This window comes from Amycolatopsis sp. NPDC098790, assembly GCF_044759945.1.
In the GTDB taxonomy this organism is placed as follows: domain Bacteria; phylum Actinomycetota; class Actinomycetes; order Mycobacteriales; family Pseudonocardiaceae; genus Amycolatopsis.
In genome coordinates this window covers 1791544-1811382 of sequence record NZ_JBIWAI010000002.1, presented here as the reverse complement: position 1 = coordinate 1811382, position 19839 = coordinate 1791544, and the positions used below count along the sequence as shown (strand labels likewise).

Below are 19839 nucleotides of genomic sequence, written 5' to 3'. Positions count from 1 at the left end.
TGTACGCCGGTCCCCGCCTTCAACGCCGAACGGATCCGACATGTCGAACCCTTCCTCTCGTCGTACGTTCTTCAAGCTCGGCGGCGCGGTCGGCGCCGGTCTCGCCTTCAGTGGCGTTCCCGCTTTTGCCGCCGGTGCCGAGGTTTCGCGTCCGGACGCGGCGGACCTCGTGCCGGAGGCACGGGCGACGACGCTGTGGTACCCCGCTCCGGCGGCCGAGGACAAGATCATCGAGCAGGGCCTGCCGATCGGTAATGGTCGGATCGGTGCTCTCGTCGGAGGAGACCCGGCCGCCGACTTCCTGTACCTCGCCGACGCGTCCCTGTGGACCGGCGGCGCCAACGACGTCCTCGAGGACGACGGCCAGTTCCCCTACGAACGCGAGAAGTTCGGCACGCTCGGCCTGCTGGCGAAGCTGCGGATCTCGGTGCCCGCGCACACCGGCGTCACGGACTACCGCCGCACGCTCGACCTGAGCAACGGCGTCGTCGTGATCACCTACCGGCACCAGGGCGTGCGGTACCGCCGCGAGTACTTCGCGAGCCACCCCGACGACGTCGTGGTGGTCCGGCTCAGCGGCGGGCCCGTCACCGGCTCGGTCTCGCTGGAGCCCACCCGCGGCGAGCCGATGTCCGGCACCGCGGCGTTCACCGGGACGTTCGGCAACGGCTTGAAGTACGCGTGCACGGTGGCCGGCGGGACCACGTTCAGCGGCAGCCGGGACGTGGTGATCGTCGTGACCGGCGGCACGAACTACGTGCCCGACGCGGCGCGGAAGTTCCTCGACGCGTCCCTCGACCCGTTGGCGCTGGCGCAGCAGAAGGCGGCGAAGGCCCTCCGCGCGGGCGGCGGCGCGCTGCTGGCCACCCACGTCGCCGACTACCGGCGGCTCTACGACCGGATGACCGTCGACCTGGGGCAGTCGCCACCGGCGAAGCGCGCGCTCGACACGTGGTCGCGGCTGCTGGCCCGCCACGACGACCCGGCCACGCCGGATCCCGAGCTGGAGGCGAGCTACCTGCAGTTCGGGCGCTACCTGACGATCACCGGCTCCCGCGACGGGCTGCCGATGGGCCTGCAAGGGCTGTGGCAGAACAACAACACGCCCGACTGGATGAGCGACTACCACACCGACATCAACGTCCAGATGAACTACTGGCTGGCCGACCGCGCGGCGCTGCCCGGGAGCTTCACTGCACTGGCCGACTACTGCCTCGCGCAGCTTCCCGTGTGGACGGACAGCACGAACCGGCTGTTCAACGACCCGAGGAACCGCTTCCGCAACACGAGCGGCAAGGTCGCGGGCTGGGCCGTCGCGTTCTCGACCAACATCTACGGCGGCTCCGGCTGGTGGTGGCACCCCGGCGGCAACGCGTGGCTGTGCAACTCGCTGTGGGACCACTACGCCTTCACCCAGGACAAGGCGTACCTCGCGCGGATCTACCCGCTGCTCAAGGGCGCGGCCGAGTTCTGGGCGGCCCGGCTGGTCCCGATGACGGTCGACGGCCGCGAGGTGCTCGTCGACGACCACGACTGGTCGCCCGAGCACGGCCCGCAGGACACCCGCGGCAACACCTACTCGCAGGAGATCGTCTGGGACCTGTTCGAGCACTACCGCGAAGCCGTCGCGGTCCTGGGCCGCGACCGCGCGTACGGCGACCGGATCGCCGGGCTGCAGAAGAAGCTGTACCTGCCGAAGGTGAGCCCGGCGACCGGCTGGCTCGAGGAGTGGATGTCGCCGGACAACCTCGGCGAGACGACGCACCGGCACCTGTCCCCGCTGATCGGCTTCTTCCCGGGCGACCGGATCGCCGCCGACACCGCACCGAAGGAGCTGCTCGACGGCGTGCGCGCGCTGCTGATCGCGCGTGGGATGGACAGCTACGGCTGGGCGACCGCGTGGCGCTCGGCGTGCTGGGCGCGGCTCAAGGACGCCGACCGCGCGTACCAGCTGCTGCTCACGGTCCTGCGGCCGTCGGTCGGCAACGGCAACGGCACCGCGCCGAACTTCTTCGACATGTACAGCCAGGGCAGCTACACGATCTTCCAGATCGACGCGAACCTCGGCGCGCCCGCGGCGATGGCCGAGATGCTCGTCTACTCGCGGCCGGGCGTGCTGGAGCTGCTGCCGGCGCTGCCGTCGGCGTGGGCCCGGTCTGGCCGGGTGACCGGCATCGGCGCGCGCGGCGGCTTCGAGGTGGACCTGTCCTGGCGCGACGGCAAGGTGACGCGGGCGGTGGTCAAGAGCGTCGGCGGCACCCGGACGGAAGTCCGCGCCGGGCAGTGGCGGCGGGTGATCGGCTTGCGGCCGGGGCAGTCGGTCACGGTCCAGCCAAGTTGAGGAGTAACCTCCGGAAAGTGATGTAGTGTTCAATCACTTTCTTCGGACCGGAGGTCGTCGTGAACGTCGTGCTGTGGATCGTGTCGGGTGTGCTCGCCGCGCTGTACCTCGCCGCCGGTGGCATGAAGCTCGTGACGCCGCGGGAGAAGCTGCTGGAAAACCCGAACATGGGCTGGACGGCGGACTTCTCCGACGCGGGCGTCAAGGGCATCGGCGCGGTCGAGATCCTCGGCGCGATCGGGCTGATCCTGCCGTGGGCGCTCGACACCGCGCCGGTGCTGACGCCGCTGGCCGCCACCGGACTGGCGGTGATCCAGATCGGTGCGATCATCGTGCACGCACGGCGCAAGGAAACGAAGGCGCTGCCGATGAACGTCGTGCTGCTGGTGCTGGCGGCGTTCGTGGCGGTGGGCCGGTTCGCCGGCTGAAAATCCCGGAGGATCGATGACGCTTCCCGCTCACACCGACCACGGCGGCGACGGGCCGGTGGTCGTGCTGCTGCACAGCTTCCTGATGGACGGCGGCATGTTCGCCCCGCAGCTCGCGGCCCTCGACGGCTTCCGGTGCGTCACGGTCGACGAGCGCGGCCACGGCGGCACGCCCGCCGCCGGGCCGTTCGACTACTGGGACGTCGCCCGCGATGTCCTCGCGGTGCTGGACCACCTCGGCGTCGAACGCGCGGCGGTGGTCGGGACCAGCCAAGGCGGGTTCGTCGCGCTGCGGATGGCACTGCTGGCGCCGTCGCGGGTGTCCGCGATCGCGGTGCTCGGCACGTCGGCGGCGGCGGAGGACCCCGCCGTCGCGGCCGGCTACCGGGCGGTGCTCGACGCGTGGGTCGGCGGGGGAGCGCCACCCGAGGTGCTCGACGGTGTCGCTCAGATCTGCTTCGGCGACTTCGATGCCTCCGCGGACAAGAAGCGGTGGGCGTCGGTGCCGCCGGAGCAGCTGACGCTGACGATGAACGCGCTCGTCGACCGGGACGAGGTCCTGTCCCGGGCGGGCGAGGTCGCGTGCCCGGCCTTGGTGCTGCACGGCTCGGCGGACCTCGCCTACCCGGTCGAGCGGGCGGCCGAACTGGCGGACGCCCTGCCCGCCGCCGAGCCCCTGGTCGTCGTCGACGACGGTGCCCACTTCCTCAGCTACACGCACGCCGACGCGGTGAATCCCGAGCTGAAGCGGTTCCTCGACGCGCACGCCTAGCCGTGCCGCAGCTCGGCCCGGCGGGCCGAGAACAGGCCGGCCCACAAGGCCGTCCAGTGGCGAGGTACCTCCCGTCGCCGCCGGACGGGCCGGGGTGGGCCGGCCCGGTACTCCATCTCCACCCGCACCCAGTCGTAGATCCAGTCGCCGCGCATGGTCGCTTCCTCACGTAGGCCTTCTTCCGATGGACTCCACGTTCGTCCTGAGGGGACCGTCGCCGCATGGGGTGAACGCGCACTCCGCGGCCCCCGCGATCCCTTACTAGGCTCAGCGGCGTGCCCGCGACCACTTACCTTTTCGTGCCCGGCGACCGGCCCGACCGCTTCGGCAAGGCCGTGGCGAGCGGCGCCGACGTGGTGATCCTGGACCTCGAGGACGCCGTCGCCCCGGCGGACAAGGACGCCGCCCGAGCGTCGGTCGCGGCCTGGCTCGAGACCAACCGGGCGACGGTCCGGATCAACGCGCCCGGCACCCCGTGGTTCGACGCCGACGCCGCCCTGGTGGCCGCCCGCGGAGTCCCGGTCATGGTGCCGAAAGCCGAAACGCCCGGCGTGCTCGCGGGGTTCCGCGAGGTCGTGGCGCTCGTCGAGACCGCGCGCGGCGTCGAAAGTGCCGGTGAGCTGGCCGCCGTCCCGTCGGTGACGCGGCTGGCGTTCGGCAGCGTCGACCTGGCCGCGGAACTCGGCGTCGCGCCCGAAGACCCGGAACCGTTCGCCTACGCGCGCTCGCGGCTGGTGATCGCCTCGGCGGCGGCCGGCCTCGCCCCACCGGTCGACGGCGTCACGACGGACCTGCGCGACGACGACCGCCTCGCCGCCGACGTCCGGTACGCCCGCCGGCTGGGCTTCGGCGGCAAGCTCTGCGTCCACCCGCGCCAGATCGAGCCGGTCCGCGCCGGGTTCGCGCCCACTGAAGCCGAACGGGAGTGGGCCCGCCGGGTCCTCACGGCGGGCGCGTCGGCGTCCACTGTGGACGGATCCATGGTGGACAAGCCGGTGCTCGCCAGGGCCCGGCGCATCCTGGGGGACTGAGGCAAGTCCGGAAAGCGCTGCGCAGTCACCGGCCGCGGTGCGAGACTGCTCCGATGGCTTCCGAATACGTCCAGAGCGACCGCTTCCGAGGCGCCCGGATCCACCTGTGCGACCTCGCGGGCCTCGAGATCCGCGACTGCGAGGTGACCGGCCTGAAGATCGTCGACTGCTACGGCGGCGACATCTCCCTCGGCGGCTACTTCGAGCGCCTCGTCGTCAACGACGTCGACGTGACCGCCTACGTCGAGGCCGAGCTGGATCGCCGGCACCCCGCGCGGGTGCTGGCGCGCGAAGCGGCTTCCCCCGGGGACTACCGGGCCGCTTGGGACGCCATCGAGAACCTGTGGAACGCGACGCTCGACCGGGCGCGTCAGCTGGCCGAGGCCAAGCTGTACGAGCGGGTCGACGGCGAGTGGTCGTTCGTCGAGACGCACCGGCACCTGCTGTTCGCCTCCGATGCCTGGCTCGGCAACGCCGTGCTCGAGGAGGAAGCGCCCTACCACCCGTTGGGCTTTCCCGCCGGGGGGACGCCGCCCGAAGAGACGGCGAAGCTCGGCCTCACCCTCGACGCCAACCCGACGCTCGACGAGGTGCTCGCGCCGCGCCGCGCCCGCATGGCCGTGATGCGGCGGGTCGTCGACGGACTCACCGAGGCCGAGCTCGACCGGGTGTGCGGTCGCAAGCCGGCCGACCCGTATCCCGAACAGGAGTACGTCGTGCGCCGCTGCCTCAAGGTGGTCCTGAAGGAAGAAGCGGAGCACCACCGGTACGCGGTGCGTGACCTCGCGGTGCTCGAGTCGGGTGCGTCCTAGGGACGGCGGCCGCGGAAGGTGCGGCGCAGGTCGTCCACCCAGGCTTCCGGGTTCTCCCACGGGATGAAGTGGCCGCCGTGGTCGTGGGCGGCGACGTTGACGTGGTTGAACCACGTCGCCTGCGGCCCGTTCTCGAACGCCCGGACGCGCTCGTCCGCGGAATGGATGCCGGGCGGGTTCTCGTACGTGACGAAGGTGAGGCCGGTCGGCGCCTCGACCCGCGGCGTGCGGTCGTGGGACGGCGTCCACGGGTAGCGGTTGGCGTTGGCGTAGTAGCGCATCGACGTCGCGATCGAGTTGGTCGCCCAGTAGATCGTCGCGTGGGTGAGCAGGTCGTCCTTGGTGAAGACCGATTCGACGTCGCCGCCGTTGTCGCTCCACGCGGTCCAGCGCTCCAGCAGCCAGGCCAGCAGGCCGGCGGGGGAGTCGCTCAGCCCGTGCGCGAGGGTGGCGCCGTCGAGCACGTGCACGGTGAGGTGAGCCGCCGAGCGGTGGTCCAGCTCGATGATCCGGGCGCGGACGTCGTCCGGCTGGTCGTCGGTGAGGGGCCGGTTGCGGGTGAAGCTCCACGCGCGCGGGCCGGTGAAGAAGTCGAGCGGCAGGCCCGAGCCGATGTGGATGCCGTACAGCTCGCCGGCGTACTTGTGGCCGAGCTGGCTGGTGACGATCCCGCCGATGTCGCAGCCCCCGGCGGCGTACTTCTCGTAGCCGAGGGTTTCGGTCATCAGCGTGTGCCAGAGGTCGGACACCTTCCAGAAGTTGACGTCCGGGAAGCCGGTGAGCGGGCCGGGGAACCCGAAGCCGGGCAGCGACGGCACGATCACGTCGAACGCGTCGGCGGGGTCGCCGCCCGAAGCGGCCGGGTCGGCGAGGGGGTCGATCACCTTCGACCAGTGCCAGAACGTCCACGGCCAGCCGTGGGTCAGGATCAGCGGGATCGGCCGCGGACCGCGGCCGGGCTTGCGCATGAAGTGCACCGGGACGCCGGAGACGTCGACCTGGTAGTGCTCGTAGGCGTTGATCGCGGCCTCGGCCTTGCGCCAGTCGAAGCCGTCGCGCCAGTGGGCGACCAGCTCGCCGAGGTAGCTCGCCGGGACGCCGTAGGACCAGTCCTCGTTGCCCTCGTCCAGCGGTGGCCGGGTCAGCGCGAGCCGGGTGCGCAGGTCGTCGAGGACCTCGTCGGGCACGTGGATCGGCGTGGGCGCCAAGGGAAAGGCGGTCATGACGGCCATTCAAACAGAGGGCCGCGGGCAAGATCAGCTGCTTTACAAAGCGCCCCGACGTCGCAACTCCGCCGCGTCGAACCCGAACTCCGCCAGCACCGCGTCGGTGTGCTCGCCCAGGGCCGGCACCGGATCCATCCGCGGCGGCCGGCCGGCGACGGTGATCGGCGGCAGCGTGGCCCGGACCGGCCCACCCGGCGTCGGAACCTCCGCGAACCGGCCGCGCGCGGTGAGCTGCGGGTGCGCCAGGACGTCGGGCAGGTCCCGGCGGCGGGCGTGCGCGATCCGGCCCCGGCTCAGCCGCGATTCCAGCTCGGCGCCGGTCAGCCGCGCGAAGACCGCGTCGATCTCCCGTTCCAGCTCCGGCCGGTGGGCGACGCGGGCGCTGCCGGTGGCGTACCGCTCGTCGGTGACCCACTCCGGCCGTTCGACGGCGTGCTCGCAGAACGCCGCCCATTCGCGCTCGTTCTGCACCGCGAGCACGATCTCGGTCCCGTCGCCCGCGGCGAAGGTGCCGTACGGCGCGATCGCCGGGTGGCTCGTCCCGGTGCGCGGCGGGGGCGTGCCGCCGTAACCGGCGTAGTACAGCGGGAAGCCCATCCACTCGACCAGCGAGTCGAACAGGCTGACCTCCAGTTCGGTGCCCTGCCCGGTGCGTTCCCGGTCGTAGAGCGCGGACAGGATGCCGGAGAAGGCGTACATCCCCGCGCCGATGTCCGCGGCCGGGATGCCGCTCTTGGCCGGTTCGGACTCGGACCCCGTCACCGAAACCAGGCCGGCTTCGGACTGGATGAGCAGGTCGTACGCCTTCGCGTCGCGGTACGGCCCGCTCGAGCCGTAGCCCGACACCGAGCACGTGATCAGCCGGGGCCGCGACGCGCGGATCGCCGCCGCCCCGAGCCCGAGCCGGTCCGCGACACCGGGCGCGAAGTTCTGCACGAACACGTCGGCGCGGTCGAGCAGGGCCGCCATGACCGGGCCGGCGGCTTCGCTCTTGAGGTCGAGCGTGACGCTCTCCTTGGACCGGTTCAGCCAGACGAAGTGGCTGGACTGCCCGTGCACGGTTTCGTCGTAGGCGCGGGCGAAGTCGCCGGTGCCCGGCCGCTCCACCTTGACCACCCGGGCCCCGAGGTCGGCGAGGTGCCGGGTGGCCAGCGGCGCGGCGACGGCCTGTTCGCAGGACACGACGGTGACGCCGTCGAGGGGCAAGGAGCGCATGGCCGCATCCTGCCACCCGGGTCAGACCGCCCGGGCGATGGCGATGTTCCCGGCGAGCCGCTCGCCCGCCTCGTAGATCATGTACTCGCGGCCCTGGTAGGTGCCGAAGCTCGGCGCCGCGGACCGCCCGTTGTCCGGCGCGCCGGCGAGCGGGGTGTGGAAGACGCCGAGGTGGTTGCGCTTCGAGAAGTCGTTGCCCACTTCGGTGATCATCAGCTTCCCGCCGTGCGCGAGGTCGGTGTTGTAGACGACGTAGGTGCTGTTGTTGCGGTACAGCAGGTGCGGGCCGCCGATGTCGTTCGCGCCGACGTCGGTGTGGCGCACGAGCGGCGTCTGCGAGAACGTCCAGTTCAGCGCGTCGGGCGACCAGCCCCAGCCGATGTCGCGGTGGTTCGTGGTGTTGTTGAGCATGAACACCATGGCGTACCGGGCGTTCTTCGACGGCAGGTCCTGGCGGAACACCCGCGCGTAGGACGTCTCGGTGGTGCCGGCGGGCTGCAGCCGCGTCGAGAGGACTTCCTTCTCGTAGGTGAAGTGGATGCCGTCGGCCGAGCTGGCCAGGCGGGTGACGGTGTTCTCGCCGTGGAAGTAGAGGTAGATCCGGTTGACGTCGTCGTTCCACAGCGCGTGCGGCGAGGAGACGTGGCTGACGGAGTACTCGCCGGGCCAGGAGTTCTTGATGATCGGGTTGCCCGCGTACTCGGTGAACTCCTCGTCGAGGGAGTTCGCGTAGGCCAGGCAGATCCCGCCCGGGGCGTCGTGGGGCGCGTAGTAGAGGTAGTACGCGGCGAGTGCGTCGGGGATGCGGCCCTTCGTGCCGCGGACGCAGGGGAAGATCAGCTCGCCGGTCGGGTTGTAGCGCAGCTTGCTCTTGACGAGGGCGAGCCGCTGGTAGCGGTAGTCCGGGAAGCCGGCGGGCGCGGCGACGGCGGTGGCGGGGAGCAACGCGCCCGCGCCGAGCGCGGCGGCGCCGGCCAGCAGGCCGCGTCGGGTGAGGGTCATGACCGCTCCTTCGAGGTCTTGTCGTGCGGCGACGGTGACACGGCCCGGCGAGCTGAAGCAGGGGAGTAATACGTATTAGTACGGTCGGGACAGGTTTGCTGCAGTTTCGGGCAAACCCGTTGACTCGCCGCCGGGCGCGCTTGCAGGCTGGATCGGATCGGCTGACTCCGAGCGAGGTGGCGATGGGCAGGGTCCGGCAGGCCGACATCGCGCGCGTGGCGGGGGTTTCGCAGGCGACGGTGTCGGTGGTGCTGGGCGGGAACCGCACCGGCGTCCGGCTCGCGGAAGGGACGCGGCTGCGTGTCCTGGAGGCGGCCGAACGGCTGGGGTACGTGCCCGATCCGGTGTCTTCGCGGTGGACGGCCGCGCGCAACAACCTGCTCGGCGTGTACACGTTCACGCCAGCGTTCCCGGACATCGCCGACGCCTACTACCCGATCCTCGCCGGCGTCGAAGCGGAAGCGGCCGCGCTGGGCAAGGACCTGATCGTGTTCACGGCGTCGAGCGCGGCACCCGACCGGATCCGCCGCACCCGCCTCGCCGACGGCTGCCTGTTCCTCGGCAGGCACGTCCCGGTGGACGCGATCGCCGGCCTCCTGGACGCCGGCTTCCCGATCGTCTACATCGGACGGCGCACCGAGCTGGGTGGCCGCATCCCGCACGTGGGCGCGGACTACGTGACGGCGTCGGCGGAGGTGCTCACGCGCCTGGCGCGCGCGGGCCACCGGCGCGTCCGGTACCTGCGCGAGCCGGACGACGCGCCTTCGTCGGGCGACCGCGAACGCGGGGTGCGCGCCGCGGCGGCCGACGCGGGCGTGTCCCTGTCGGTGACCCGCACGGATGGCGCGGACCTGTCGGCGGGCACGATCGCGGGCTGGCTGGCCGACGGCGTCACGGCGCTGGTGGTCGAGGAGACCGACACGTTCGCGGCGTTCGAAGGGACGCGGCGGGCCCTGCGGGCGGCGGGGGTGTCGGTGCCGGGGGACGTCTCGCTGGCGGTCCTGGGACGGCCCCCGGGCGGGACGGCGGGTCCGGTGGTCAGCGGGTTCGAGGTGCCGAGGAGGGCGCTGGGCCGGTCGGCGGTGCGGCTGTTGGCGTCGCTCGTCGAGCCGGGGACGGGGGAGCCGTCGCCGCACCGCCTGCTGGCGTGCCCACCAGTGGCCGGCGAGACGATCGCGCCCGTCGCCTGAGCCGGCACCGAAGCGCCCCAATGTGGCCTTCGGTGCGTCTGACGCACCCAAGGCGGCCTTCGGTGCGTCAGACGCAACCAATGTGGCCTTGGGGCGCTTGGGCTAGCGGGGGACCACCGCGAACCGGCGCAGCTCCAGGGCCGGGTTCTTCGCCCGGACCTCGGCGATCCGCTCGGCGGACACCTCGCCGACGGCGACGCCCGTCTGCTCACCCAGCGACGTGACCACCACGCCCATCGGGTCGACCAGCATGCTCGTGCCCGAACCCGTCGGCGCCGCTTGGCCCGCCGCCGCGACGTACAGCGTGTTCTCGATCGCGCGGGCGCGGATCAGCGTGCTCCAGTGGTACTCCTTCAACGGCCCCGGCACCCACTCCGCCGGCAGCAGCACGACGTCGGCACCCGCGTCCGCCAGCCGCCGCGTCACCTCCGGGAAGCGCAGGTCGTAGCACGTCTGGAGGCCGAAGCTGACGCCGTCGACCTCGAACGTCTCCGGCTCCGTGATCTCGCCGGCGCGGACGACGTCGGACTCGCGGAAGCCGAACGCGTCGTACAGGTGGATCTTGCGGTACACCGCCGTCACCCCGTCCGGGCCGGCCGCGACCAGAGTGTTGGAGATCCGCGAGCCGTCGAGACGCTCGTTCACCCCGCCGACGATCGTGACGCCCCGGGCGGCGGCGAGCGACAGCAGGCCCGTCACGAACGAGCCGTCGAGCGCCTCGGCCGACTCGACGAACCTGTGGTCCATCGCCGGGACCGTGAACATCGCGTACTCGGGCAGCACGACCACCCGCGCGCCGCGGTCGGCCGCGTCGCCCACCAGCTTCGTGATCAGTGCCAGGTTGGCGGCCTTGTCGTCGCCGGGCGCGAACTGCGCCAGTGCCACGTGCGTCATGCGGTTTCCTTCCGGGGAGCGACGGGCATGCGGTCGAGTTTGCCGAGCACGACCGTGTAACAGAAGATCCCGGCGAGCAGCACCACGCCGGTGACGAGGAACGCGCCGGCGAACGAGCCCGTCACGTCGACGACCGCGCCGGTCACGATCGGCGCGGCGATGCCGATCATGTTGGCGACGAAGTTGACCAGCCCACCCAGGGTGCCGGAGCAGCCCTCCGGCGCGATGACCGCGACGATGCTCGACCCGGCGGGCACCGACACGGCCAGCCCGGCGGCGCCGATCGACAGGAACACCAGCGCCACGGCGACGGATCCGGCGTAGGCGGCGCCGGCGACGGACAGCGAGACCAGCATGCTCACGACGAGCACGATCCGCCGCGCCTTGGTCTCGTCGCCGCTGCGGGCGATCAGCCGGTCCAGCACGATGCCGCCGACGAGGAACTGCGCGAGCACCGCGACCAGCCACGGGATCATCGTGTAGAAGCCGCCGGCCAGGAGCTTTACGCCGAACTGCTTCTCCAGGTAGCCGGGCAGCCAGGTCAGCAGCACGTAGTAGGCGTAGGTGTAGGACGCGTACCCGAGCGCGAGGCCCCACGTCTTGCGGCGGCGCAGCAGGTGGCCGAGGCCGGTGAGCGAACTCGGCGCGGGTGCGTCTTCGTCGTCCGCGCCGCCCTCGCGCAGGTACGCGAACTCCTCCGGCGACAGGCGGCCGCGGGCCACTGCCTGCTTCGGCGTCAGGTAGAGCAGCCACCACACGAGGAGGTAGCCCAGGCTGAGGACGCCGGTGAAGACGAACGCCGCGTGCCAGCTGAACACCGTCACGAGGAACGCCATCACCGGGATGCCGAGGACGTTGGAGATCTTGGCGCAGCCGTCGAAGACCGCGGTGGCGCGGCCGCGCTCGGACCGCGGGAACCACTGGCCGATCGCCTTCCAGCCCGCCGGGATCGTGGGCGCCTCGCCGAAGCCGAGCACCAGCCGCGAAACCAGGAGCAGGCCGAGCCCGCCCGCCGACGCCGTCAGGAACGACGCGACCGCCCACAGCGCGGCGGCCGCGCGGTTGACCCAGCGGACGCCGATCCGGTCGAGGATCGCGCCGATCGGCAGCTGCAGCACCGCGTACGTCCAGAGGAACGCCGAGGCGACGACGCCTAGCTGGGCCGCGCTGAGGTGGAACTCGCGCATCATCTCTGGCCCGGCGATGGACAGGTTGACGCGGTCGACGTAGTTGACGAACGACCCGACGCCGAGCACGCCGGCGATCGTCCACCGGGTCCGGCCCGCGGTGCGGGTCCGGGTGCGCTCGGCGGTCGTCATCGGGCCTGCTTCGCGAGGGACGTGGTCTCCTCGAACGCGGCGGTCAGCCCGGCGACGAGCGCGCCGTGCTGCATGGTCAGCGCGAGCTGCCCGGCGCCGTGGGCGAGGGCGAACTCCTTCTCTTCGCGGCTCCACGCGGGCAGCACCCACGGCTTCCCGGCCGCGCGGGCGGCGTCGGCGACGCGTTTCAGATCGGCGAAGTCGCCTTCCTCCCGCGTGTACGCCCCGCGTTCGCGGCGCAGGGACAGGTCGGACGGCCCGACGAAGACACCGTCCACTGTGTCCAGTGCGAGGATTTCGGCGACGTCTTCGAGAGCGCCGGCGTCCTCGATCATCGGCAGGCAGCGGGTGCCGCGGTCCTGCGCGGTGACCCACTCGTCGGTGAAGCCGCGGTAGCCGGTCGTGCGCCCGCCGGCGAAACTGCGGTCGCCCAGCGGCGGGAACTTCGCGAACGCCGTCACGGCCTTGGCGTGCGCCGCGTTCTCGACGTGCGGGATGACGACGGCGTCGGCACCGAAGTCGAGCGCCTGCTGGATCGGGCCGCGCTCGGGGCCGAGGACCTTGGCGAGCACCTCCAGGCCGAGCGCGCGCAGGAACGGCACGAACCGCTCGAGGTCGGCCAGGTCGAAGGCGCCGTGCTCGATGTCGAGGACGGCGGCGCCGTACCCGATCCCGCGGGCGATTTCGGCGGCCGCGAACGAGGGGTCGGACAGCCAGACGGCGTAGCGCCGGTCGGCGGGGACTGGGGACATCGGGGAACCTCCTGCGCGCTCACGACGGTAGCTCCGGTCGTTGTGTGCACCGTGTATACACGATGGATATCTGTCGGTCCAGACGCTAAGCTGGCGGCTCGACGACCGAGGGGAGAGGCATGACGACCAGCGCACCGGCCGGGCCGGCGCGGGACCGCGTGTACGCCTGGCTGCGCGACGGGATCATCACGGGCGAGCTCGAAGGCGGCCGGTTCCTGGACGAGCAGTGGGTGTCGGGCGTGGTCGGGGTGTCCCGGACGCCGGTCCGCGAGGCGTTCCACCGCCTGGAGGCCGAGCGCTTCATCAGCCTGCTGCCGCGCAAGGGCGCGCAGGTCCGCACGGTCACCGCCCGCGAGCTGGAAGAGGTCTACCAGAGCCGCCGGCTGATCGAGGGCCACGCGATCGGCGAGGTCTGCGCTCTGCGGGCGGGGGCGCCGGCCGAGATGGCCGGGCTGATCGAGGAGATGGACCGCGCGGGGAAGGCCCGCGACTGGTTCGCGGTGTCCGGCCTCGACCGCTCGTTCCACCGCGCGATCGTCAACGCGGCGGGCAACTCGGTGCTGACCGAGCTGTACGACACGCTGCGCTCGCGCCAGCAGCGGGTCGCCGTGCGGGCACTGGAGGCCCGGCCGGAGCGGCTGCCGGTGATCGACGCCGAGCACCGGGCCTTGGTCGCCGCGCTGGACGCGCACGACGCCGAGGAGGCGCTGCGGATCCTGAACCAGCACCTGCGCCCGGTGTCCGAGGTGGTGTCGGCCCTCGACCGCGGCTGACGGGGCGTCGCCGGACGTAGTGAATGACTCATTCATGTCGCCTGGCGACATGAATGAGTCATTCACTACACGCGCAGCAGGCCGCGTGGACCTGCGCGGCCGCGTCCCACGTGCGGCGGTACCGGCCCCGCGAATGATAGGAATGGCCGGTGACCGAACCGAACCTGATCGAAGCCGCCGCGGCCGAGGCCGTCACGCTGACCAGCGAGCTCATCCGCATCGACACGACCAACACCGGCGACCCCGACACGCTGGTCGGCGAGCGGGCGGCGGCCGAGTACGTCGCGGAGAAGCTGACCGACGCCGGCTACGAGATCACCTACGTCGAGTCGGGCGGGAAGAACCGGCACAACGTCATCGTGCGGCTCGAAGGGGCCGATCGCGAAAGGGGCGGGCTGCTCATCCACGGCCACCTCGACGCCGTCCCCGCCGACGCATCGGAATGGTCGGTCCACCCGTTCTCCGGCGCGGTCCAGGACGACTACGTCTGGGGTCGCGGCGCGGTCGACATGAAAGACATGTGCGGGATGGCGCTCGCGCTGGCCCGGCACTACAAGATGAACAACGTCGTTCCCCCGCGCGACCTGGTCTTCGCCTTCCTCGCCGACGAAGAGGCCGGCGGCAAGTACGGCGCCCAGTGGCTGGTCGAGCACCGCCCCGAGCTGTTCGAGGGCGTCACCGAGGCGATCAGCGAGGTCGGCGGTTTCTCGATCACGCTCAAGGACGACGTTCGCGCGTACCTGATCGAGACGGCCGAAAAGGGCATCCGCTGGATGAAGCTGCGTGTGCGCGGCACGGCGGGCCACGGCTCGATGATCCACCGCGACAACGCGGTCACCAAGCTCTCCGAAGCCGTCGCGAAGCTCGGCAACCACCGCTTCCCGCTCGTGCTCACCGACTCCGTGAAGGAGTTCCTCGCCGGCGTCACCGAGATCACCGGCTGGGACTTCCCCGAGGACGACCTCGAAGGCTCGGTCGCCAAGCTGGGCAACATCTCCCGGATGATCGGCGCGACCCTGCGCGACACCGCCAACCCGACGATGCTCACCGCCGGGTACAAGTCGAACGTCATCCCGTCGGTCGCCGAAGCCGCCGTCGACTGCCGGATCCTGCCCGGCCGGCTCGAAGCGTTCGACCGCGAGCTCGACGAGCTGCTCGGCCCGGACATCGAGAAGGAGTGGATGGAGCTCCCGCCGGTCGAAACGACGTTCGACGGCGCGCTCGTCGACGCCATGACCGCCGCGGTGCTCGCCGAAGACCCGGGCGCGAAGACGCTGCCGTACATGCTTTCCGGCGGCACGGACGCGAAGTCGTTCCAAGAGCTCGGCATCCGCAACTTCGGCTTCGCGCCGCTCAAGCTGCCCGCGGACCTCGACTTCTCGGCGCTGTTCCACGGCGTCGACGAGCGCGTCCCGGTCGAGGCGCTGAAGTTCGGTACCCGCGTGCTGGACCGGTTCCTGCGCACGAGCTGATGACCGCGTTCGCGCTCGCCGACGGCACGTCCCTGCAGGTGGTGCGCAGGGGCGACCCGGCCGCGCCGGTGACCGTGGTGTTCGTCCACGGCTACGCGCTCGACCAGCGCAGCTGGGGCCGGATCGCGCCGCTGGTGCCGGACGCCGCCGACGGGCCGGTCGCCGTGCTGACCTACGACCAGCGCGGCCACGGCGGGTCGGGGCGGGCGCGGCGCGGTACCGCGACGATGGCGCAGCTCGGCGACGACCTCGCCGAGCTGCTCGAGCGCGAAGTCCCCGACGGCCGGGTGGTCCTGGTCGGGCACGACATGGGCGGGCTGGCGATCATGTCGCTCTCGCAGCGGCACCCGGCGTTGTTCGCCGAGCGGGTGGCCGGCCTGGTGCTGCTGGCGACGTCGTCGGGGACGCTGGCCACCGAGGTCTCGGCGGCCTGGCCGAACGCGCTGGGCAAGCTGGCCCGCGACCTCGAAGCGGTGCTCGGTTCGAAGCTCTTCGGCGTGGTCCGCGAGCACACGAGCCGGGCGGTCAGCGCCGGCCTGCGGTGGTGGCTCTTCGGCGACGACCCGGACCCGGAGCTGGTCGAGCTGACCGTGAAGATGGTCCGCGGGAACTGGCCGCACACGGTGTCGCTCTTCCGGCCGGCGCTGGACGCCTACGCTCGAGAGGCGGCGTTGACGCAGGTCAGCGGCCTGCCGGTGACGGCGATCGTGGGGGAGCGGGACCGGATCGTCCGCGCGTCCGACGTCGAGCAGTGGGTCGGCGGCCTCGACGACGGGACGGCGGTGGTGCTGCCCGGCGTCGGGCACGTCGTGCCGCTGGAGGCCGCGGCGCAGGTGCTGCCGCGGGTGGTCGCGCTGGTCAACACCGCCCACCGACAAGACGAGAGTTCTTGACAACATAGTTGTTCGGCAGCGATGCTGGGCGCATGTTCTCCGTGGCGGTGATCGAAGACCCGGCCGCGGCCGAGGTGTCGCTGGACCCGATCCGCGCCCGGCTGCTGGCCGAACTGGCGGAGCCGGCGTCGGCGACGATGCTCGCCGCGCGCGTCGACCTGCCGCGCCAGAAGGTCAACTACCACCTGCGGGCGCTGGAAGCGCACGGCCTGGTGGAGCTGGTCGAGGAGCGGCGCAAGGGCAACGTGACCGAGCGGATGATGCGGGCGACGGCGTCGTCGTACGTCATCTCGCCGGCCGCGCTCGCCGCGGTCCAGCCCGATCCGGCCCAGTCGCCGGACCGGCTCTCGGCCCGCTGGCTGCTCGCCGTCGCCGGCCGGCTGGTGCGGGACGTCGGCGTGCTGATCACCGGCGCGGCCAAGGCCAAGCAGCGCGTCGCGACCTTCGCGATCGACGGCGAGATCCGGTTCGCCTCCGCGGCCGACCGCGCCGCGTTCGCCGAGGAGCTCGCGACCGCCGTCACCACCCTGGTCGGCAAGTACCACGACGAAACGGCCGAGAAGGGCCGCCCGCACCGGGTGGTCGTCGCCGTCCACCCGAGCGTCCCGGAGGAGACCGCCAGTGGGGCATGAGTTCGAAGCGATCGACGTCGCCGAGGTCGACGCGACGCCGGAGCAGGTGTGGGACGCCATCGCCACCGGGCCGGGCATCGACTCGTGGTTCATGGGCCGCAACGAGGTCGAGGGCGGCACCGGCGGCGTGGTCCGCGGCGCGTTCGGCGGGTACCAGCCGGAGTACCGCATCCGGGAGTGGGACCCGCTCGAAAAGCTCGTCTACGGCAGCGACCCGGCGCCCGACGGGCGGAAGATCGCCTACGAGTTCCTGATCGAGGGCCGTGCCAGCGGGAGCACGGTGATCCGCTGCGTCACCAGCGGCTTCCTGCCCGGCGACGACTGGGAGGACGAGTTCGAGGCGATGACCGCGGGCAACGCGCTGTTCTTCCGCACGCTCGTCGAGTACGTCACGCACTTCGCCGGGCGGGTGGCGGTCCCGGTGACGGCGTTCGGGCCGCCGGTGGGGGACTGGGACGAGGCGTGGGCGCGCCTGGGCACGGCGCTGGGGCTGTCTTCGCGACCCGCCGAAGGTGACCGGGTCTCGCTCGGCGGCGTGGTCTACGCGGCCAACGACCAGACGGTCGGCATCCGCACGGCGGACGCGATGATCCGGTTCCTGCGCGGCTTCCACGGCCCGATGGTCGCGTCCCACCACGTCTTCACCCCGGGCGCCGACGCGGAGACCGAGGAGAAGACCTGGAGCGACTGGCTGAACCGCGTCTTCGCCTAGGTCGGGAGCGCGCCCGGGAGGCTTTCCTTCGTCTTCTTGCGGCGCAACCAGACCCTGCGCGTGCCGTCGGCGTAGAGCCGGACCGTACGCAGTTCCCAGCCCGCGAACTCCGCGTGGATGGAGAGCTGGATCGCCGCCGCGCGCCGGGACACGCCCGGGGGGAGGTGCAGGCGGCGATACTCCCAATCCCCTTCGACCACCGCCTCGCTGACCGTCGTCATGGCTGGATCACCTGGGTCCCTTCTCCCGCGGCCGAGCCGACGAGCACCCGGCCGCTCTTCTCGTCCACCCCGACCGAGTCCGGCTGGCGCACGGTGGGGAACCGGTACTTCTCGACGGGCTCGCCGCCGCGGACGTCGAACCCGACCACCTCGTTGCGTTCGGTGAGCGTCACCCAGGCCAGGCTCCGCTGCGCGTCGTAGGCGATCCCGTACGCGCCGCCCGGCACCGGGTAGCGCTGGCGCATGATCAGCGGCGACGCCGAGAACGCGATCAGCGCACCCGCGCGCACGTCCGTCACCAGCACGCGCCCGTAGGAGTCCGCCACCGCGTTCGCCGCGCCGTCGCCCGCGCGCAAGCCCTCGTTGACCTTCCCGGCGGCGACGTCGACCGAGAACACCGCGGTCCGCAGCCGGTCCAGCACCACGACACCCTTGCCGGTGTCCACGACATCGTCGGCGCTGTAGAGCTGCCCGCCGATCGTCCGCGCCGGACCCGCCGCCGGCAGCACCTGGATGTCCTTCGCCGGCCCCATCGCCACCAGCCGGTCGGCGCCGTAGGCGATGCTCGACGCGGGCTGCCCGCCCGTCTTCGTCTCCGTGAGCTTCCGGTCCGGCAACGACAGCTGCTGCACCACACCCTGCGCCGGCTCCGCGATCTCCACCCGCCCCGGCGCCACGGTCAGCTTCTCCGCTTTGCCGTATAACGGCATATTCACCGGGGGTGACGCGAGCGCGTTCAGGTCGTAGAGCTGCAAAGACGGCGGCTGAGCGAGGGCGACGACAAGAGTCCCGTCGGCGACGGCCAGGGCCGACACGGCTCCGGTGGGCAGCACCTGGCCGGCGGGCTTCACGGTCACGGCGGGGGAGACCGCCGGCTTCGCCGCGACGGGGTTCGCGACGATCTGCAGCTCGTCGCTGTTGTCGGTCTTGGCCGACGAGCAGCCCGAGAGCACCAGGACACCGGCGAGCGGGATCGCGATCCACGACACGGCGGCGAACCGACGCACGTTGCTGCCTCCAGGTGTCCCTCGACGGGCGGTCAACACCAGCATCCTCCACGATCGTCTTGCCGTCACGCGCATGTCACCCAACAGACACCTAATGCGGCCAGCGCTCCGGGTAGCCGGCCTCGATGGCGCTCACGTCGTCGAGCGCCGAGCGGATCGCGGGCGGGAGGGTGATGTCCTCCGCCGTCAGCGAGCCGGTGAGCTGGCCGGTGTCGCGCGCGCCCACGACCGGGGCGACCACGCCGGGCCGGTCGCGGACCCAGGCCAGCGCCACGGCCAGCGGCGACGTGCCGAGCCCGTCGGCCGCGGTGGCGACCGCCTGCACGATCCGGGCGGCCCGGTCGGTGCGGTGGTGCTCGACGTAACCGGCGTACGCGCTGTTCGCGCCGCGGGAGTCCGCGGGCGTGCCGGTGCGGTACTTGCCGGTCAGCACCCCGCGGCCCAGCGGCGCCCAGGGCAGCAGCCCGATGCCGTGGTGCTCGGCGGCGGGGACGACCTCGCGGTCCACCCCGCGCTCCAGCAGCGAGTACTCGACCTGGGTGGAGACGATCGGGGCGACCGCGGCGGCGCCGGCGGCGGCCGTGGCGAGCTGCCAGCCGGCGTAGTTCGAGACGCCGACGTAGCGGGCCTTGCCGCTGGTCACGGCGTACTCGAGGGCGGCGAGGGTTTCGGCGATCGGCACGCAGGTGTCCCAAGCGTGCAGCTGCCAGAGGTCGATGTGGTCGGTGCCGAGCCGCTTGAGCGAGCCGTCGAGGGCGCTGAGCAGGGCGCCGCGGGAGGCGCCACCACCGAACGGGCCGTCGGTGCGCCGGGCGACCGCCTTGGTGGCGAGGACGACGTCGTCGCGGGGCACGAGGTCGCCGAGAAGCGAGCCGAGCACCCGCTCGCTCTCGCCCTCGCCGTAGATGTCGGCCGTGTCCACCAGGGTGCCGCCGGCGTCCACGAAGGCGACCAGCTGGCTGGCGGCCTCTTCCGCGTCGGTGTCGCCACCCCAGGTCATGGTGCCGAGCGCCATCCGCGAGACGCGCAGTCCCGAGCGGCCGAGCAGTCGCTTTTCCACGACCGCCGAGCCTAGTGGGCTCCCCCTTCCGGAGGAGACCAAGGTGAGTCGTGTCGCCCACAAGGGCCCCCGTTAGGGTCTGGCCCC

21 protein-coding genes are annotated in these 19839 nt (G+C 72.0%); 11 read left to right on the top strand and 10 right to left on the bottom strand.

What is annotated here, in order from left to right:
- Window positions 1-40 precede the first annotated feature (40 nt).
- The 3 genes from ACIQWX_RS22210 to ACIQWX_RS22200 are packed head-to-tail and all read left to right on the top strand — an operon-like array spanning window position 41 to window position 3541.
- Entirely contained in the window at window positions 41-2341 is a 2301-nt protein-coding gene (locus tag ACIQWX_RS22210) for a glycosyl hydrolase family 95 catalytic domain-containing protein (protein ID WP_400873981.1), read from the top strand.
- A 59-nt stretch (window positions 2342-2400) separates the two neighbouring features.
- Entirely contained in the window at window positions 2401-2769 is a 369-nt protein-coding gene (locus tag ACIQWX_RS22205; RefSeq protein WP_400873979.1) for a DoxX family protein, read from the top strand.
- Between the two features lie 16 nt (window positions 2770-2785).
- Window positions 2786-3541, top strand: a complete 756-nt coding sequence (locus ACIQWX_RS22200; RefSeq protein ID WP_400873976.1) for an alpha/beta fold hydrolase — start codon at window positions 2786-2788, stop codon at window positions 3539-3541.
- Here the strand turns inward: ACIQWX_RS22200 and ACIQWX_RS22195 are convergent.
- Complete coding sequence (locus ACIQWX_RS22195) at window positions 3538-3696, bottom strand: hypothetical protein (RefSeq protein WP_400873973.1); 159 nt, start codon at window positions 3694-3696, stop codon at window positions 3538-3540. The two genes, ACIQWX_RS22200 and ACIQWX_RS22195, sit on opposite strands and share 4 nt — an antisense overlap.
- Window positions 3697-3816: 120 nt before the next feature.
- Between ACIQWX_RS22195 and ACIQWX_RS22190 the strand changes: the two genes are divergently transcribed.
- Window positions 3817-4572: an HpcH/HpaI aldolase/citrate lyase family protein gene (locus ACIQWX_RS22190; RefSeq protein ID WP_400873970.1), complete on the top strand. Its 756-nt coding sequence runs from the start codon at window positions 3817-3819 to the stop codon at window positions 4570-4572.
- 53 nt (window positions 4573-4625) lie between these two features.
- A complete protein-coding gene (locus tag ACIQWX_RS22185; RefSeq protein ID WP_400873967.1) occupies window positions 4626-5384 on the top strand; it encodes a DinB family protein in 759 nt (252 codons plus the stop codon).
- On the opposite strand, the gene ACIQWX_RS22180 is transcribed toward ACIQWX_RS22185, so the two are convergent.
- The 3 genes from ACIQWX_RS22180 to ACIQWX_RS22170 are packed head-to-tail and all read right to left on the bottom strand — an operon-like array spanning window position 5381 to window position 8827.
- Entirely contained in the window at window positions 5381-6607 is a 1227-nt protein-coding gene (locus ACIQWX_RS22180; RefSeq protein WP_400873965.1) for an epoxide hydrolase family protein, read from the bottom strand. The two genes, ACIQWX_RS22185 and ACIQWX_RS22180, sit on opposite strands and share 4 nt — an antisense overlap.
- Before the next feature lie 42 nt (window positions 6608-6649).
- Window positions 6650-7825, bottom strand: a complete 1176-nt coding sequence (locus tag ACIQWX_RS22175; RefSeq protein ID WP_400873963.1) for a CaiB/BaiF CoA transferase family protein — start codon at window positions 7823-7825, stop codon at window positions 6650-6652.
- A gap of 21 nt (window positions 7826-7846) precedes the next feature.
- Window positions 7847-8827 carry a hypothetical protein gene (locus ACIQWX_RS22170; protein WP_400873961.1) on the bottom strand — a complete coding sequence of 327 codons (981 nt, stop codon included), beginning with the start codon at window positions 8825-8827 and terminating at the stop codon, window positions 7847-7849.
- Between the two features lie 182 nt (window positions 8828-9009).
- On the opposite strand from ACIQWX_RS22170, the gene ACIQWX_RS22165 reads away from it, so the two are divergent.
- Window positions 9010-10017: a LacI family DNA-binding transcriptional regulator gene (locus ACIQWX_RS22165; protein ID WP_400873959.1), complete on the top strand. Its 1008-nt coding sequence runs from the start codon at window positions 9010-9012 to the stop codon at window positions 10015-10017.
- Between the two features lie 102 nt (window positions 10018-10119).
- On the opposite strand, the gene ACIQWX_RS22160 is transcribed toward ACIQWX_RS22165, so the two are convergent.
- Genes ACIQWX_RS22160 through ACIQWX_RS22150 form a run of 3 tightly spaced genes read right to left on the bottom strand, consistent with a single transcriptional unit; the run spans window position 10120 to window position 12982 of the window.
- Complete coding sequence (locus ACIQWX_RS22160) at window positions 10120-10911, bottom strand: carbon-nitrogen hydrolase family protein (protein ID WP_400873957.1); 792 nt, start codon at window positions 10909-10911, stop codon at window positions 10120-10122.
- The gene (locus ACIQWX_RS22155) at window positions 10908-12230 is read right to left on the bottom strand and encodes an MFS transporter (protein WP_400873954.1); all 1323 of its coding nucleotides are present in this window, start codon (window positions 12228-12230) and stop codon (window positions 10908-10910) included. Before ACIQWX_RS22155 ends, ACIQWX_RS22160 begins: the two co-directional genes overlap by 4 nt.
- A complete protein-coding gene (locus ACIQWX_RS22150; protein WP_400873951.1) occupies window positions 12227-12982 on the bottom strand; it encodes an HpcH/HpaI aldolase/citrate lyase family protein in 756 nt (251 codons plus the stop codon). Before ACIQWX_RS22150 ends, ACIQWX_RS22155 begins: the two co-directional genes overlap by 4 nt.
- 119 nt (window positions 12983-13101) lie before the next feature.
- Between ACIQWX_RS22150 and ACIQWX_RS22145 the strand changes: the two genes are divergently transcribed.
- The 5 genes from ACIQWX_RS22145 to ACIQWX_RS22125 all read left to right on the top strand — a co-directional run bounded on the left by ACIQWX_RS22145 (window position 13102) and on the right by ACIQWX_RS22125 (window position 17464).
- Complete coding sequence (locus ACIQWX_RS22145) at window positions 13102-13755, top strand: GntR family transcriptional regulator (RefSeq protein ID WP_400873947.1); 654 nt, start codon at window positions 13102-13104, stop codon at window positions 13753-13755.
- Window positions 13756-13904: 149 nt separating this feature from the next.
- Complete coding sequence (locus ACIQWX_RS22140; RefSeq protein ID WP_400873944.1) at window positions 13905-15227, top strand: M20/M25/M40 family metallo-hydrolase; 1323 nt, start codon at window positions 13905-13907, stop codon at window positions 15225-15227.
- On the top strand, window positions 15227-16120 hold the full coding sequence (locus tag ACIQWX_RS22135; protein ID WP_400873941.1) for an alpha/beta fold hydrolase: 894 nt from the start codon (window positions 15227-15229) through the stop codon (window positions 16118-16120). Before ACIQWX_RS22140 ends, ACIQWX_RS22135 begins: the two co-directional genes overlap by 1 nt.
- 32 nt (window positions 16121-16152) lie before the next feature.
- A complete protein-coding gene (locus ACIQWX_RS22130) occupies window positions 16153-16752 on the top strand; it encodes an ArsR/SmtB family transcription factor (protein WP_400873938.1) in 600 nt (199 codons plus the stop codon).
- Window positions 16742-17464 carry an SRPBCC domain-containing protein gene (locus ACIQWX_RS22125; RefSeq protein ID WP_400873935.1) on the top strand — a complete coding sequence of 241 codons (723 nt, stop codon included), beginning with the start codon at window positions 16742-16744 and terminating at the stop codon, window positions 17462-17464. Before ACIQWX_RS22130 ends, ACIQWX_RS22125 begins: the two co-directional genes overlap by 11 nt.
- On the opposite strand, the gene ACIQWX_RS22120 is transcribed toward ACIQWX_RS22125, so the two are convergent.
- From ACIQWX_RS22120 to ACIQWX_RS22110, 3 genes are all read right to left on the bottom strand, one after another.
- Window positions 17461-17685, bottom strand: a complete 225-nt coding sequence (locus ACIQWX_RS22120) for a DUF5703 family protein (RefSeq protein WP_086678081.1) — start codon at window positions 17683-17685, stop codon at window positions 17461-17463. The genes ACIQWX_RS22125 and ACIQWX_RS22120 overlap by 4 nt on opposite strands.
- Window positions 17682-18692: a YncE family protein gene (locus ACIQWX_RS22115; RefSeq protein WP_400873932.1), complete on the bottom strand. Its 1011-nt coding sequence runs from the start codon at window positions 18690-18692 to the stop codon at window positions 17682-17684. The genes ACIQWX_RS22120 and ACIQWX_RS22115 overlap by 4 nt, the downstream gene beginning before the upstream one ends.
- A gap of 91 nt (window positions 18693-18783) precedes the next feature.
- Window positions 18784-19752, bottom strand: coding sequence for an aldo/keto reductase (locus ACIQWX_RS22110; RefSeq protein ID WP_400873929.1), 969 nt, complete (start codon window positions 19750-19752; stop codon window positions 18784-18786).
- Window positions 19753-19839: the final 87 nt, after the last annotated feature.

Coding starts and splice junctions, on each gene's coding strand:
- ACIQWX_RS22210 (WP_400873981.1), top strand. CDS start 41: ATGTCGAACCCTTCCTCTCGTCGTACGTTCTTCAAGCTCGGCGGCGCG.
- ACIQWX_RS22200 (WP_400873976.1), top strand. CDS start 2,786: ATGACGCTTCCCGCTCACACCGACCACGGCGGCGACGGGCCGGTGGTC.
- ACIQWX_RS22195 (WP_400873973.1), bottom strand. CDS start 3,696: ATGCGCGGCGACTGGATCTACGACTGGGTGCGGGTGGAGATGGAGTAC.
- ACIQWX_RS22185 (WP_400873967.1), top strand. CDS start 4,626: ATGGCTTCCGAATACGTCCAGAGCGACCGCTTCCGAGGCGCCCGGATC.
- ACIQWX_RS22180 (WP_400873965.1), bottom strand. CDS start 6,607: ATGACCGCCTTTCCCTTGGCGCCCACGCCGATCCACGTGCCCGACGAG.
- ACIQWX_RS22175 (WP_400873963.1), bottom strand. CDS start 7,825: ATGCGCTCCTTGCCCCTCGACGGCGTCACCGTCGTGTCCTGCGAACAG.
- ACIQWX_RS22170 (WP_400873961.1), bottom strand. CDS start 8,827: ATGACCCTCACCCGACGCGGCCTGCTGGCCGGCGCCGCCGCGCTCGGC.
- ACIQWX_RS22165 (WP_400873959.1), top strand. CDS start 9,010: ATGGGCAGGGTCCGGCAGGCCGACATCGCGCGCGTGGCGGGGGTTTCG.
- ACIQWX_RS22160 (WP_400873957.1), bottom strand. CDS start 10,911: ATGACGCACGTGGCACTGGCGCAGTTCGCGCCCGGCGACGACAAGGCC.
- ACIQWX_RS22155 (WP_400873954.1), bottom strand. CDS start 12,230: ATGACGACCGCCGAGCGCACCCGGACCCGCACCGCGGGCCGGACCCGG.
- ACIQWX_RS22150 (WP_400873951.1), bottom strand. CDS start 12,982: ATGTCCCCAGTCCCCGCCGACCGGCGCTACGCCGTCTGGCTGTCCGAC.
- ACIQWX_RS22145 (WP_400873947.1), top strand. CDS start 13,102: ATGACGACCAGCGCACCGGCCGGGCCGGCGCGGGACCGCGTGTACGCC.
- ACIQWX_RS22135 (WP_400873941.1), top strand. CDS start 15,227: ATGACCGCGTTCGCGCTCGCCGACGGCACGTCCCTGCAGGTGGTGCGC.
- ACIQWX_RS22130 (WP_400873938.1), top strand. CDS start 16,153: ATGTTCTCCGTGGCGGTGATCGAAGACCCGGCCGCGGCCGAGGTGTCG.
- ACIQWX_RS22120 (WP_086678081.1), bottom strand. CDS start 17,685: ATGACGACGGTCAGCGAGGCGGTGGTCGAAGGGGATTGGGAGTATCGC.